This is a genomic window from Haemophilus sp. oral taxon 036 (assembly GCF_002998595.1).
GTDB classification, from domain to species: domain Bacteria; phylum Pseudomonadota; class Gammaproteobacteria; order Enterobacterales; family Pasteurellaceae; genus Haemophilus; species Haemophilus haemolyticus_K.
Genome location: NZ_CP027235.1, coordinates 887392 through 902060 on the forward strand (window position 1 = coordinate 887392; position 14669 = coordinate 902060).

Here is a 14669-nt window from a genome sequence, read left to right on the forward strand (position 1 = left end):
TATATGGCCAATATGTTATTTATTGGTCATTTTATTTTTATAAAATAAGTATAAATATTATACTCTAGTAATAAATTAATTTTTATCAAAATAAAATTTAGTTTCATAATGAATCATAAGTACTATCTACACCAAGAATAAACTAATTTCATTGGCTCCATAGGCTTTTGCATTAGCTAAGCCTTTATCTACTACGGCTTGTTTTCGTCCACGAACAAAGTCTGGATTTATAATTTGTTTGCCAAGAAAAATTTCAAAACAACCTAAGTCTTCCAAGTAATCCGCAATGCGAGAAGTTGTCCAAAATTCACTCCAACCAATTTCTGGAAAACGATGAAATTCACGACGCCATTTAATAAGTTGATTTAAATCTAAGTTCATTTTTTTTCCTCTAAAAGTCTATAAAAACAGACCGCACTTAAATAAAGTGCGGTCAATTTTTTACTATTTTTACAACATAAATAATGCTAAGAATAAAACAGCAAGTATCATGCCTGGTGCGGTACGTTTTACCATTTCTACTGGGCTTACCATCGCAAGGCCTGCACAAACAATGGTTACGCCTGCAATTGGTGAAGCTGTACGACCGATTGCACCTGCAATGGCTGCTGCCATACCAAGATTTACGTGAGTGTAGCCGAGTTCTACAGCATGTGGTGTGACAGCACTGTTAAAGGCAATCGCTGCTGCATCACCAGAGCCTGTAATTAAGCCCATTAAGAATGGTCCAATTGTTGCCCCCCAACGTACAAATTCGTTGGATTCTTTTAAGAAAGAAATTGCAGCATCAACTGCACCCGTAGATTTTAATCCTGCTACAAATACGCTGGCTGCAATGATGATACCAAGTACGTTTGCATAAGAATTTCCCATACCATTGAAAAATTCTTCAGTAATTTTTACTGGGGAAATACGAGTTACTATAATGCCGTAAATTGCGCCAATAAGCATCGCTTGAGGAACGCCCATCTTAGTCCATTCAAGACCCGGCACTTTTTGTAATGACGTTCCACCAATTACTAAAATAACTAATGGTATTAACGGTGCAAGGGCATAAAGTACATTGACGCCTTCAACAACTTTAATTTCACTTTCTTTTTGTTCTGCAAGATAAGCTTGGCGATGTTGTTCACCATAATCTTTAAAAACAAGTGCAAGAATTGTTAAAACAACGGCACCTATTGCTCCCGCAATCATGTTATATGGCGCATGTGAAAGGTTTACTTGAGCGATAGTTAAGCCTGACATTTCACTAATCATTGCTGAGTGAGAAGAACCTGGGCTCATCATTGATCCAAAAGTTCCTGCTAAAATAGCTGCCCCAGCAGTAGCTGGTCGAACACCCGCACTTTTTAAAACAGGAATTAATGTTGCGCCAACCGCAGCTGCACAACCAGCAGCAGAAGGAATAGCAATATTGATGAAAAAGGTGATGACTGTTGCAATCGGAATTAAGAAGAATTTTAATCCGCTTAATGGTTTAGTAAGTAAATGCACTAGATGAGTATCACATTGAGTGTATTTCATTACATAAGCAAAACCCATACTAGAACAGATAGCCATAATTAATCCGCTAGATGTCATGCTTTTGGCAAAAGCATCTAATGCGCCCATTGGATTAAGCGTCAGAATGGACATTATTAAACCAACACCAATCAAAACGGTTCGGGTTTCGGCTTTTTTAATCAGAAAATAAATTGTGGCAATAATGCCAACCACTGCAACGATGGATTTAAATAATTCCATTATATGTTCCTTTTAAGTTAATAAGAAAAAGTTGTATTGATGTCAAATGTGCCACATTCCATATTTTCACTGAAGCACAAAATAGGATTTTCACCCAACACAGTTGCCATTTCATTTTGTATATGAAGCGCAGAACCTTCAGGCAATGCATATACAAGTGCGGTTGGATTAACGAGTAAAAATTCTGCCAAACGTTCTTCTCGGCTTTCACCATTGTGGCCTTGCATTTTACCTGAAATAAAGTGCGGATTAATTTGATGAGGAAAAAATTGCAATGCTTTAAGAATACGAGTATCGATATTATCGAAACATTTTTTAAGCATAGTAAATCCTTTTTATACTAACAAAAAAGATAACTTATTATAAAAGAAACTGCCTAGAAAAACTGTGATCTAGGCGGCAATTTTGACTAATTAAACGCTATATAAGGATACTTGTACTACCAGTAAAATAGATCCGATTAATAATAAGCATCCAATCATTGGCATCACGAATTTAACCCATCTATCAAATGGAATATGCAACATTTGGAGTGTCACCAATACTAATCCTGTCGGAGCCAAGAATAGCATTGCATATTGTCCCCAGTTGTAAGCGGAAACCACGATATCGCGTGGAATACCCACTGAGTCAGCAAGTGGCGCCATAATTGGCATTGAAAGTACAGCTAAACCAGAAGAAGACGGTACGATTAAACCTAGGAAAATAAATACGACTAATTGGCCTAAGATGAATACGCTACCTGGCATACCACTAACCACATTAGACATATAATCAAGGATAGTATCAGAAATCATACCTTGTTCGAGCACTAAGTTTACGCCACGAGCAAGGCCAATGATTAAGGACACGCCTACTAATTCTGATGCGCCTTCTGTGAAGGATTCCACAATATCTTTTTCAGACAAGCCACTTATAAACATAATGATGATAGTAATGGCAAGGAAAGATGCAGCCATTTGAGGGAACCACCATCCGCCAACCATTACACCCCAAATCATAATAGGGAATGCAATACAGAAAAGCATTAAGATTAATTTGCGACGAACTGAGAATGCGATAGTTGCATTTGGATCAAAGTTTTTCATATAACGTTGGCGAAATTCTTCGCGATCGTCGTAAGTGAAAGAAAAACTTGGGTCAGCTTTGATTTTTTTACAGTACCAATAAAGATATGCGATTACGCAAGTTGCGCCTAAAGCTAAACCTAGAGCACGGAAACCAATACCTTCAGTAAATTGAATACCAGCTGCATTTGATGCGATAACAACGGAGAATGGGTTAATTGTAGAGAATGCAGTTCCCATAGATGAAGCAAGGAATATTGCCCCTACGCAGACTATCGCATCATATCCCAGAGCCAAGAATACTGGCACCAGAATCGGATAGAATGCTACCGCTTCTTCTTCAATACCACATGTTGTGCCACCTAACACCATTAAGACGGATACGCTGAATACAATAAAAAACTCATTACCTTTGGTTTTCTTCGCCAGAGCCATCAAACCAGCATTAAAAGAACCAGTACGGTTAATGACACCAATCATTCCCCCTAATACAAAGATAAAGACCATGACATCAACGGCTTCAATGGTTCCTTCTACCATACTTTTAGTAATGTCTTCAATGCCTTTGTGGTGTTGTTCTACACGTTGATAGGTACCAGGAATAGCGATTGGTTTTTTGATCACGCCTTCGGTGAAGTTGGAGAGTTTTATTTTGATATTGAGATTATCAAGGGTGTCTGTTGTGGCGGGATAAGTTTTATCGTCAACGCCGTAAGCTTTGACTACAAAAACATTATCTGTGGAGTTATATGTTAATTTTGAATATGAACCGGATGGAATTACCCAGGTCAATCCAACAGCGAGAATTAATATTGCAAATAAAATGGTAAACGCTGATGGGAAATTAAATGTTTTCTTCTTTTTGGACGCATCCATAGCGAGCTCCTTATGTTTAACGTTTAAAGTGCGGTTGGTAAAAACATCGGTTAAACCGACCGCACTTTTTACTTTGAGAATGATTTCTCAAAGTTCTTTTATTATTTAAGCATAATAGGATATACCTTCAGCTTTTTTAGTAATACGAGTACCAGCTTTTCCTTTCACAATGTCCACAATATCAGATAAAGAGCCTATTACTGCATCTTTTCCTGTTTGTTTCGCAAAGTTGATCGCGGCTTGTACTTTTGGTCCCATGGAACCTGCAGCGAAACCAAGTTCTGAAATGGCTTCAGGTGATGCGACAGAAATTGCTTTTTGAGTTGGTTTACCCCAATCTACGAAAGTTGCGGAAACGTCTGTTGCGATGATAAATAAATCAGCGTCAAGATTTTCTGCAAGTAAAGCTGAACATAAATCTTTGTCGATAACAGCTTCAACACCTTGTAAATTATGGTGCTCATCATAATAGGTCGGAATACCACCGCCACCCGCGCAAATTACGATACTGCCTTTTTCAAGTAACCATTTGACTGGACGAATTTCAAAAATACGTTTTGGTAATGGGTTTGGCACAACACGACGATATTTATCACCATCTTGTGCGATAGACCAATTTTTTTCTTTTGCCAAACGTTCAGCTTCTTCTTTCGTATAAACAGGGCCAATGGTTTAGTTGGATTTTTGAAAGCTGGGTCGTTGATATCAACTTCTACTTGAGATAATAAAGTTGCAAATGGCACTTCAAATGGAACTAAATTACCGAGTTCTTGTTGAATCATATAACCAATCATTCCTACTGATTCTGCACCTAATACATCTAAAGGATAGGTTGGTACATCAGTATAGGCAGCACCTTGTAAGGTGAGCAAACCGACTTGTGGGCCATTACCGTGCGCAATTACTAATTCATTATTTGGCCAAATCTTAGCAATTTGCTCACAAGCAATGCGAACATTTTGTCGTTGATTTTCGGCTGTCAGCGGCTCTCCGCGTCGTAATAACGCATTACCGCCTAATGCAATAACTATTCTCATACGTTCTCCTTATGCCAAACTTGCTACCATGACTGCTTTAATTGTGTGCATACGGTTTTCTGCTTGTTCAAATGCAATGTTCATTGGAGATTCAAATACGTCTTCAGTCACTTCAATGCCATTAGCTAATTCAGGATATTTTTCAGCAATTTGACGGCCAACTTTGGTTTCACTGTTATGGAAGGCAGGTAAGCAGTGCATAAATTTCACTTTTGTATTACCAGTGCGTTTCATTAATTCAGGTGTCACTTGATAAGGAAGTAATAATTTAATGCGTTCGCCCCAAGTTTCTAATGGTTCACCCATTGAAACCCACACATCAGTATGAACAAAATCTACACCTTTCACAGCTTTGTCGATATCTTCAGTTACAGTAATACGAGCGCCACTTTCTTTCGCAAATTTTTCGCACATTTCCACAAGACTTGCTTCTGGTAATAATGCTTTAGGTCCACAAATACGAACATCCATACCTAATTTTGCACCAATTAATAAAAGTGAATTACCCATGTTATTGCGAGCATCTCCAATATATACATAGCTAATTTCGCTTAATGGTTTGTCGCAATGTTCAATCATGGTAAGTACGTCGGCAAGCATTTGTGTTGGGTGGAATTCATCGGTTAAACCATTGAATACTGGCACACCAGCATAATCAGCAAGTTCTTGAACGATACTTTGTTTAAAGCCACGATACTCAATGCCATCATACATTCTGCCTAATACGCGGGCGGTATCTTTCATACTTTCTTTGTGGCCAATTTGGGAGGAGTTAGGGTCGATGTAGGTGACTTGAGCGCCTTGGTCATGAGCGGCGACTTCGAATGCACAACGTGTGCGGGTGGAGGTTTTTTCAAAGATGAGCGCAATATTTTTGCCTTTTAATGTTTGTTGTTCTGTGCCTGCATATTTGGCTCGTTTTAAATCTCGGGAGAGATCTAAGAGATATTTAATTTCACGTTCTGTGTGATGAACAAGACTAAGTAAATGTCTATTTTTCATATTGAAAGCCATAATAATCTCCTTGTGTTTTGACTATCCATTGGGAATAAACATACATCATTCGATGATACTGTTTGTTGTTCGAACAATTGTATTGTAAGAGAGATAAAATGAAATTTGTTATCGTATTTCAGCTGGTAATGTAAAGATATCGAATTTTATTGCGAGGTTTTTAGTGTTATTAGAATTTATGTTTTTCTAAACTAGAAAATCAATTCATTATTGGTATTAGCTTAATCTAGATCAAACAAGTTCTAATTAATTAAAATTTCCTTTTGTATCTAGTAGAAAAAAGGTTTTATCATTTTTTCATAAATCTGAGTGATTTTATCGGGTTTATAACGAAACTTTCTATTCTAACAAAAGGACTTAATTATGTACTGTGTACAATGTGAACAAACTATGCGTACTCCAATGGGTAATGGTTGTAGTTACTCTCAAGGAATGTGCGGTAAAACTGCGGAAACTTCTGATTTACAAGATCTTCTTATTGCAACTCTGCAAAGCTTATCTGCTTGGGCTATTCAAGCAAGAGATTTAGCTATTATCGATAATGAAATTGATGCTTTTACAGCACAGGCATTTTTCTCTACCTTGACTAATGTAAACTTTGATTCTCAACGTATTGTTGAATATGCGCAACAAGCCATCGCTTATCGCGATAATTTAATGAAACGTTGCCGTACACTAAATCCAAGTATTGATGTAAACCATCCGTTAGCTCATTTACAGCTTGAAGGTGCAACTATTTCTGATTTAACAAAACAAGCTGCGAATTTTGCCCTAAATTCTGACCGCACTTTGATTGGGGAAGAAGTACATGGTGTGCGTATGCTTTGTTTATACGGTTTAAAAGGTGCGGCTGCTTATATGGAACATGCCCATGTTTTAGGTAAATTTGATAATGAGGTATATCGTCAATTCCATGAGTTTATGGCGTGGCTAGGAACTAATCCAAGTGATCTAAATGAATTGTTAGAAAAGGCGCTTGGCATCGGTAATATGAATTTTCAAGTAATGAGTTTATTAGATGCGGGTGAAACAGAAGCATTTGGCCATCCTGTTCCAGCAACGGTAAATGTGAAGCCTGTAGCAGGAAAATGTATTTTAATTTCTGGTCATGATTTAAAAGATTTAAAAGCACTTTTAGAACAAACGGAAGGAACAGGGATAAATATTTACACTCATGGTGAAATGTTGCCTGCGCATGGTTATCCGGAATTGAAAAAATACAACCATTTGGTTGGTAACTATGGAAGTGGTTGGCAAAATCAGCAGAAAGAATTTGCGAAATTCCCTGGTCCTGTAATTATGACCTCTAACTGTATTATTGATCCTAATGTTGGTAATTACGCGGATCGTATTTATACCCGTAGTATTGTGGGCTGGCCTGGTGTAACGCACATTGAAGATCGTGATTTCAGTCAAGTTATCGCGAAAGCACAAGAAATGACGGGATTCCCTTATGATGAATTAGAACACAAAATTACTGTTGGGTTTGGTCGTCAAACTTTATTAGATGCTTCAGATGCTGTGATTAATCTTGTTGCTGGTGGAAAATTACGTCATGTTTTCTTAGTGGGCGGTTGTGATGGTAGCAAAGGTGAACGTAGCTATTACACTGATTTTGCTCGTCAAGTACCGGAAGATTGTGCGATTTTAACTTTAGGTTGTGGTAAATATCGTTTTAATAAATTAGATTTTGGCGCTATTGATGGGTTACCTCGCTTGTTAGATGTTGGGCAATGTAATGATGCGTATTCTGCGATAATGCTTGCTGTAAATCTTTCACAAAAACTTGGTATTGGCGTTAATGAATTGCCATTAACACTAGTGCTTTCTTGGTTTGAGCAAAAAGCTATTGTTATTTTGCTTACCTTATTGGCGTTAGGTGTTAAAAATATCTATACAGGACCGACTGCGCCAGCGTTTTTAAATGATAATGTGATGGCATTATTAAATGAAAAATTCGGTTTGCGCGGTTTGACTACGCCTGAACAAGATATGGCAGAAGCTTTAGCTAAATAACATTTCATAGAAAAGTGCGGTCGATTTTTTAATTTGTAGTATTAGTTTTATAAACATTTTAAAAATCCACCGCACTTTTTTCTATCTTCAAAGAGAAAATTCTATGTCAAATAATCAGAATCCGTTGTGTTATAACGAAATGCAGGTGCATTCCATTCATCAGGAAACTGATGATGTTTATACAATTGAATTAATAGCACAAGATTTTTACCCTTATGAGCCTGGCCAGTATGCTTTAGTAAGTATTCGTAATACACCAAATATTGTGCGAGCTTATACGCTATCGTCTACGCCAGGAATGAGCCGTTTTGTTACTTTAACGGTTCGTCGTATTAAAAATGGAGTTGGTTCTAATTGGATTACATCCGAAATTAAAGAAGGTGATCAAATTTGGCTATCTGATCCAATGGGTAAATTTACCTGTACCCGTATTGTAAGTGATCGATATTTACTTGTGGCTGGTGGATGTGGCGTTACGCCAATCATGTCTATGACTCGCTGGTTATTAAAAAATAAACCAGGTGTAGATGTGGTTGTATTCTATAGTGTCCATTCGCCTAAAGATGTTATTTTTAAACGAGAATGGGCGTTACTGAAAGAACAATTTCCACAGTTAAAACTATTTATTAATGCTTCTGTTGATGCGGACGATGACTTTATCGCTGGACGTTTAAATAGTCAAATGTTATCTGACCTTGTACCTAATATAGCTGATTATACAGTGCTGACTTGTGGTCCTGAAAGTTATATGAGTGATTTACGTGCGATGACAGAATCCCTTGGTATCCCATCTGAGCGTTTCTTTTTAGAGCAATTTCATTCTTCAGCAGAAAATTGTATGTTAGATAATAGTAAACAAGTGACGCTTTCTATTACTAATCCAGTACCTCAAACTTTTTCTGTACCTGTTGGAAAAACCTTATTAGCTGCTTTGGAAGAACATAAAGCACCGATTATTGCCGCCTGTAGAGAAGGTATTTGTGGTTCTTGTAAAACTTTAGTGGTGAGTGGTGATTATGAAGTGAGTTCAAACGGACCACTAACAGAAGACGAAATTAAACAAGGCTATGTTTTAGCGTGCTGCTGTCAAATGAAAGGAAATATATCAGTTGATTTAATGCCTTAATTCTTAATAAAGTGCGGTTATTTTTATTACGGTTTTTTATACATTGATCTTAGACAAGGGCAATTTGTATATTTAGTGATATGATAACCGCAAATTATTTTTTGAGGTTTTTATGAATTTACCTTTTAGAGCAATGGTGTCTGATTTAGATGGCACCCTTTTAACACCTGAACATTTAATCGGTGATCTTACTATTGATACGCTGAGAGCATTAGAGCAAAACGGTGTGGATATCATTTTGGCAACGGGGCGTAACCATACTGATGTGTCATCCATTCTTGGAAAAATTGGTGCGGAACGTGCGGTTATGATTACATCAAATGGTGCTCGTGTACGGGATTTACAGGGTAATTTGCTTTATAGCAACAGCTTGCCTGAAGAATTAGTTCTAGAGCTTTACAAAACGCCATTTGATACTTCCAAAGTATGCATGAATAGCTATCAAGATGAAGGTTGGTTTACTAATAAAGATATTCCTGCAATGCGTCAGTTCCATAAAGAATCTGGATTCGATTATAACGTAGTTGATTTTTCCAAACATCATGGACGTGGGACAGAAAAAGTTTTTTTTATTGGTAAAACTCCAGAGGATTTAGTTGAAGTAGAAGCTTATTTACGAGATAAGTTTGGTGACGTAACGACAATTGTTTATTCAGCATTAGCTTGTTTGGAAGTAATGAATAAGAATGTTTCAAAAGGCGATGCATTAAAACATTTACTCGAATCACGAGAATATGAGTTAAAAGACTGTATTGCTTTTGGTGATGGAATGAATGATGTAGAAATGCTTTCTTGGTCTGGTAAAGGCTGTATCATGCAAGATGCAGATATTCGTTTAAAAAAAGCTTGTCCAGAGTTAGAAGTTATTGGCTCAAATAAAGAAGAATCAGCCGCTCGTTATTTGCGAACTCAATTTGGATTAGATTATTAATGCAGGCATTATTATTCATAAGTTGTGGCGCAATATTAGGCGCGTCATTGCGTTGGACTATAGGATTGTTATTTAATCCTGTATTTTCTTCGTTTGCTTTTGGGACTTTAATCGCTAATTTGCTTGGTTGTTTAATTATTGGTGTATTACTTGGGCTTTTTTGGCAATTCCCACAAATTAGTGCTGAATGGCGGTTATTTTTAATTACCGGTTTTTTAGGATCGCTAACCACATTTTCTTCTTTTTCTTCCGAAGTTGTGGAATTATTTTTTAATGACAAGTGGTTAAATGGATTTTGTGTATTGATGATGCATTTATTCGGATGTTTAGCTATGACTGTGTTGGGCATTTGGATATATAAAATTTGCTCTCAACTTTTACATTAATCCCATTCACTTTGGTTTTTCCCAATTAAATCAGCAAATTCATTGCTACGAAATCCATGTGATAGCATATATTGCCAAATTTTTTGTTTTATTTTAGGCGTTTGCTGTTCGTTGTAATTTGGGAATTTTTTACGTAACAAGTTCTCTGCCATTTCATACCAATCAATTTCTGATTCTATTAAAACTTCATCAATAATATCAGAAGACACACCTTTTAATTGGAGTAATTCTTGTCGAATTCTTCCTACACCATAACCTTTTTGTGCGCGTGAATTTATATAATTTTCTGAAAAACGACGATCGCTTTGCCAATTTTTTGCCTGGCATAAAGATAATGCATCATCAATTTCTTCTTCTGAAAAGTTCTTTTCCTGCATTTTATTACGGAGCTCGAATTCACTATATTCTCTGTGAGAAAGAAGATTAACTATGTAATTAAAAGCGAGGGATGACAAGGAATGGTTCCTTTATTTTTATTGAGTTAATATAAAGTGCGGTTAAAAATGACCGCACTTTTGGCGTTGATAATTTGATTTATTCAAAATCACTTTCTGATTCGGAACTATTTTCAGATTGTTCAATGTCAGCCATTAAAGCTTGTTCTGGATTAGCTACTAATTCTGCGCGTAAACGAGCTTCTAACTCATCTGCTTTTTCTGGATTTTCATTGAGCCATTTCATTGAGTTAGTTTTACCTTGGCCAATTTTTTCTCCATTATAGGCATACCATGCACCTGATTTCTCTACAAGCTTGTGTTTTACACCAAGTTCTAATAACTCACCCGCTTTTGAAATCCCTTCACCATAAAGAATTTGGAAATCTACTTGACGGAATGGTGCCGCTAATTTGTTTTTCACTACTTTTACGCGAGTTTCATTCCCAATAATATTTTCGCCATCTTTTACAGAACCTGTGCGACGAATATCTAAACGAACAGAAGAATAGAATTTTAATGCATTACCGCCAGTGGTAGTTTCTGGATTGCCAAACATCACACCTATTTTCATTCGGATTTGGTTAATAAATACAACTAAACAGTTTGCATTTTTTATTTGGCCAGTAAGTTTACGCAAAGCTTGTGACATTAAACGAGCCTGTAGTCCCATATGGGAATCACCCATATCCCCTTCAATTTCAGCTTTTGGTGTCAGTGCGGCAACGGAGTCAACAATGATTACATCAATTGCGCCAGAGCGAACTAATGCATCACAGATTTCAAGTGCTTGTTCACCATTATCAGGTTGAGAAACAAAAAGTTCTTTTACATCCACCCCAAGTTTTGCTGCATAAATAGGATCAAGGGCATGTTCTGCATCAATAAATGCACAGGTTTTTCCCGCTTTTTGCGCTTGAGCAATGACGGAAAGAGTTAATGTTGTTTTACCAGATGATTCAGGTCCGAAAATTTCTACAATTCGTCCCATAGGTAAACCACCAATTCCTAGTGCAACATCTAAACCAAGTGATCCAGTAGAAATAGATTCTACATCTAACGTTTTGGTATCGCCTAACTTCATAATTGAGCCTTTACCAAATTGTTTTTCGATTTGTCCTAATGCTGCAGCTAGTGCTTTTTGTTTTTCTTCTTGAGTCGCCATAAGTGAATTCCTGTTTGAATGTTCAAGTTTTTCGTGATTATATCTGTATTGATGTACAGGTCAAGAGAAATTTCTATATTTTATGAAAAATGTGAACTACAGCTCAGAATTAGTTTTGAATATTTATAGATAAATAAAAATAGTTAGAAATAAATTTGCTTCTTTTATCTCTATTTTATGTTGTAAGAAGGATTTTTACTATATTGATTATTCATAGTAATTTAAGTGTTTTTTTTAAAATAAATTTTATTTTGCGATCAGGTTCACAAAATTGAAATTTATTTTTAGGTAATGAAAACAGTTCGTGATATAAAAAAAGCAGAAGTACTTCTACCGATTTTTTCAACAAATTATTCATTTTGGAGATATATATGAATATAAAAGACGAACATATTGATGTAGTTTGCTCTCTGTTAGATCAGTTGGTAGGAAATGTTACCTCCAGGAACCTTTTTACAGGATATGGGTTATTCCATAAAGGAGAAACGATGTTTGCAATTTGGCAAAATAAGAAACTCTACTTGAGAGGGGAGGGAGAGTTAGCATCTTATCTTATTAGGCTTGGTTGTGAGCCTTTTACAACAAATGAAGTAAATAAACGCTTTGTTCTTTCTCAGTATTATGCTTTATCTAATCAGGTTATAGGTGATAATACATTATGTAGAAAACTAGTAATTCTATCTATTAAACAAATTCAAAAGCAGAAGTTAAAGCGTATATTAAATAAACTAAACCGTTTGAAAGATTTGGTTAACTTGACTATTAGGCATGAGAGAGCGCTAATTAAAGCTGGTATTTTAGATGTTAAAATGCTGAGGGAAATTGGCGCAGAGAATGCTATGGTTCGATTAAAAAAAGCAGGAAGTGGTGCTACTTTAGATTTCTACTGGAAATTAGTTGGAGCATTACTTAATAAAAATAGCCAAATGTTCACTAAAGCAGAAAAACAAGCTTTATTAAAAAAATTGAATGAAGTTTTGAGGGCTAACGGTTTAAAGGGTTATAGAAAATTAGATGATGAGTAAAATTTGCGCGTTCAAATAAAATTTCTTAAAAAGGGGTTGCAAAGGGTTTTAAAACGCCTATAATGCACCGCACACAACGACGCACTGTTGTGAAGTATTTAAGTTTACAAGTGCGTCGTTGTTTTTTGCTCTTTAACAATATATCAGACAATCTGTGTGGGCACTTGTTGATTGACTTGTTTTTAAAATATTTTTAATTTTGAAGTCTTAATAGGTGCTTAACTGAAAAATTCATAATTACTTTTTAAGTAGTGTTTTATTTATAGCTAAGCAGTTTATTGAGCGATTGAACTTGAATTGAAGAGTTTGATCATGGCTCAGATTGAACGCTGGCGGCAGGCTTAACACATGCAAGTCGAACGGTAGCAGGAGAAAGCTTGCTTTCTTGCTGACGAGTGGCGGACGGGTGAGTAATGCTTGGGAATCTGGCTTATGGAGGGGGATAACTACGGGAAACTGTAGCTAATACCGCGTAGTATCGGAAGATGAAAGTGCGGGACCGCAAGGCCGCATGCCATGAGATGAGCCCAAGTGGGATTAGGTAGTTGGTGGGGTAAAGGCCTACCAAGCCTGCGATCTCTAGCTGGTCTGAGAGGATGGCCAGCCACACTGGAACTGAGACACGGTCCAGACTCCTACGGGAGGCAGCAGTGGGGAATATTGCGCAATGGGGGGAACCTTGACGCAGCCATGCCGCGTGAATGAAGAAGGCCTTCGGGTTGTAAAGTTCTTTCGGTATTGAGGAAGGAGTGTATGTTAATAGCATACATTATTGACGTTAAATACAGAAGAAGCACCGGCTAACTCCGTGCCAGCAGCCGCGGTAATACGGAGGGTGCGAGCGTTAATCGGAATAACTGGGCGTAAAGGGCACGCAGGCGGTTATTTAAGTGAGGTGTGAAAGCCCCGGGCTTAACCTGGGAATTGCATTTCAGACTGGGTAACTAGAGTACTTTAGGGAGGGGTAGAATTCCACGTGTAGCGGTGAAATGCGTAGAGATGTGGAGGAATACCGAAGGCGAAGGCAGCCCCTTGGGAATGTACTGACGCTCATGTGCGAAAGCGTGGGGAGCAAACAGGATTAGATACCCTGGTAGTCCACGCTGTAAACGCTGTCGATTTGGGGATTGGGCTTAAAGCTTGGTGCCCGTAGCTAACGTGATAAATCGACCGCCTGGGGAGTACGGCCGCAAGGTTAAAACTCAAATGAATTGACGGGGGCCCGCACAAGCGGTGGAGCATGTGGTTTAATTCGATGCAACGCGAAGAACCTTACCTACTCTTGACATCCATGGAATCCTGTAGAGATACGGGAGTGCCTTCGGGAACCATGAGACAGGTGCTGCATGGCTGTCGTCAGCTCGTGTTGTGAAATGTTGGGTTAAGTCCCGCAACGAGCGCAACCCTTATCCTTTGTTGCCAGCGATTCGGTCGGGAACTCAAAGGAGACTGCCAGTGATAAACTGGAGGAAGGTGGGGATGACGTCAAGTCATCATGGCCCTTACGAGTAGGGCTACACACGTGCTACAATGGCGTATACAGAGGGCGGCGATGCCGCGAGGTGGAGCGAATCTCAGAAAGTACGTCTAAGTCCGGATTGGAGTCTGCAACTCGACTCCATGAAGTCGGAATCGCTAGTAATCGCGAATCAGAATGTCGCGGTGAATACGTTCCCGGGCCTTGTACACACCGCCCGTCACACCATGGGAGTGGGTTGTACCAGAAGTAGATAGCTTAACCTTTTGGAGGGCGTTTACCACGGTATGATTCATGACTGGGGTGAAGTCGTAACAAGGTAACCGTAGGGGAACCTGCGGTTGGATCACCTCCTTACCAAAGACGAGA

The 14669-nt window shown here is 37.9% G+C and carries 10 protein-coding genes, 1 rRNA gene and 3 pseudogenes; 6 read left to right on the plus strand and 8 right to left on the minus strand.

What is annotated here, in order from left to right:
* Positions 1 to 147: 147 nt before the first annotated feature.
* The 6 genes and pseudogenes from C3V42_RS04295 to C3V42_RS04320 all read right to left on the minus strand — a co-directional run.
* A pseudogene (locus tag C3V42_RS04295) lies at positions 148 to 381 on the minus strand (amidohydrolase); the annotation flags it as partial.
* Between the two features lie 69 nt (positions 382 to 450).
* Positions 451 to 1746 (minus strand): C4-dicarboxylate transporter DcuC, encoded by a 1296-nt coding sequence (gene dcuC, locus C3V42_RS04300; protein ID WP_106013798.1) that lies wholly within the window; start codon positions 1744 to 1746, stop codon positions 451 to 453.
* 17 nt (positions 1747 to 1763) lie between these two features.
* A pseudogene (locus C3V42_RS04305) lies at positions 1764 to 2012 on the minus strand (Type 1 glutamine amidotransferase-like domain-containing protein); the annotation flags it as partial.
* A 147-nt stretch (positions 2013 to 2159) separates the two neighbouring features.
* Entirely contained in the window at positions 2160 to 3689 is a 1530-nt protein-coding gene (locus C3V42_RS04310) for a YfcC family protein (protein WP_106013799.1), read from the minus strand.
* A gap of 105 nt (positions 3690 to 3794) precedes the next feature.
* A pseudogene (gene arcC / locus C3V42_RS04315) lies at positions 3795 to 4726 on the minus strand (carbamate kinase).
* Between the two features lie 9 nt (positions 4727 to 4735).
* Positions 4736 to 5740 (minus strand): ornithine carbamoyltransferase, encoded by a 1005-nt coding sequence (locus C3V42_RS04320; RefSeq protein ID WP_106013800.1) that lies wholly within the window; start codon positions 5738 to 5740, stop codon positions 4736 to 4738.
* 363 nt (positions 5741 to 6103) lie between these two features.
* Here C3V42_RS04320 and hcp point away from each other — a divergent pair, with 363 nt between their 5' ends.
* The 4 genes from hcp (at position 6104) to crcB (ending at position 10199) form a co-directional block, all read left to right on the plus strand.
* A complete protein-coding gene (gene hcp, locus C3V42_RS04325; protein ID WP_106013801.1) occupies positions 6104 to 7756 on the plus strand; it encodes a hydroxylamine reductase in 1653 nt (550 codons plus the stop codon).
* Positions 7757 to 7859: 103 nt separating this feature from the next.
* The gene (gene hcr / locus C3V42_RS04330; protein WP_106013802.1) at positions 7860 to 8882 is read left to right on the plus strand and encodes an NADH oxidoreductase; all 1023 of its coding nucleotides are present in this window, start codon (positions 7860 to 7862) and stop codon (positions 8880 to 8882) included.
* 112 nt (positions 8883 to 8994) lie between these two features.
* Positions 8995 to 9813, plus strand: coding sequence for a Cof-type HAD-IIB family hydrolase (locus C3V42_RS04335; RefSeq protein WP_106013803.1), 819 nt, complete (start codon positions 8995 to 8997; stop codon positions 9811 to 9813).
* A complete protein-coding gene (gene crcB, locus C3V42_RS04340) occupies positions 9813 to 10199 on the plus strand; it encodes a fluoride efflux transporter CrcB (RefSeq protein ID WP_065265644.1) in 387 nt (128 codons plus the stop codon). Before C3V42_RS04335 ends, crcB begins: the two co-directional genes overlap by 1 nt.
* Here crcB and recX read toward each other — a convergent pair.
* Positions 10196 to 10654 (minus strand): recombination regulator RecX, encoded by a 459-nt coding sequence (gene recX, locus C3V42_RS04345; protein WP_106013804.1) that lies wholly within the window; start codon positions 10652 to 10654, stop codon positions 10196 to 10198. The genes crcB and recX overlap by 4 nt on opposite strands.
* 79 nt (positions 10655 to 10733) lie before the next feature.
* Positions 10734 to 11798 (minus strand): recombinase RecA, encoded by a 1065-nt coding sequence (gene recA, locus C3V42_RS04350; protein ID WP_009499645.1) that lies wholly within the window; start codon positions 11796 to 11798, stop codon positions 10734 to 10736.
* 371 nt (positions 11799 to 12169) lie between these two features.
* On the opposite strand from recA, the gene tfoX reads away from it, so the two are divergent.
* Entirely contained in the window at positions 12170 to 12823 is a 654-nt protein-coding gene (gene tfoX, locus C3V42_RS04355; RefSeq protein WP_106013805.1) for a DNA transformation protein TfoX, read from the plus strand.
* A 294-nt stretch (positions 12824 to 13117) separates the two neighbouring features.
* Positions 13118 to 14657, plus strand: a 16S ribosomal RNA gene (locus C3V42_RS04360).
* Positions 14658 to 14669 lie beyond the last annotated feature (12 nt).

Coding starts and splice junctions, on each gene's coding strand:
- C3V42_RS04310 (WP_106013799.1), bottom strand. CDS start 3,689: ATGGATGCGTCCAAAAAGAAGAAAACATTTAATTTCCCATCAGCGTTT.
- hcp (WP_106013801.1), top strand. CDS start 6,104: ATGTACTGTGTACAATGTGAACAAACTATGCGTACTCCAATGGGTAAT.
- crcB (WP_065265644.1), top strand. CDS start 9,813: ATGCAGGCATTATTATTCATAAGTTGTGGCGCAATATTAGGCGCGTCA.
- C3V42_RS04320 (WP_106013800.1), bottom strand. CDS start 5,740: ATGGCTTTCAATATGAAAAATAGACATTTACTTAGTCTTGTTCATCAC.
- dcuC (WP_106013798.1), bottom strand. CDS start 1,746: ATGGAATTATTTAAATCCATCGTTGCAGTGGTTGGCATTATTGCCACA.
- hcr (WP_106013802.1), top strand. CDS start 7,860: ATGTCAAATAATCAGAATCCGTTGTGTTATAACGAAATGCAGGTGCAT.
- C3V42_RS04335 (WP_106013803.1), top strand. CDS start 8,995: ATGAATTTACCTTTTAGAGCAATGGTGTCTGATTTAGATGGCACCCTT.
- tfoX (WP_106013805.1), top strand. CDS start 12,170: ATGAATATAAAAGACGAACATATTGATGTAGTTTGCTCTCTGTTAGAT.
- recA (WP_009499645.1), bottom strand. CDS start 11,798: ATGGCGACTCAAGAAGAAAAACAAAAAGCACTAGCTGCAGCATTAGGA.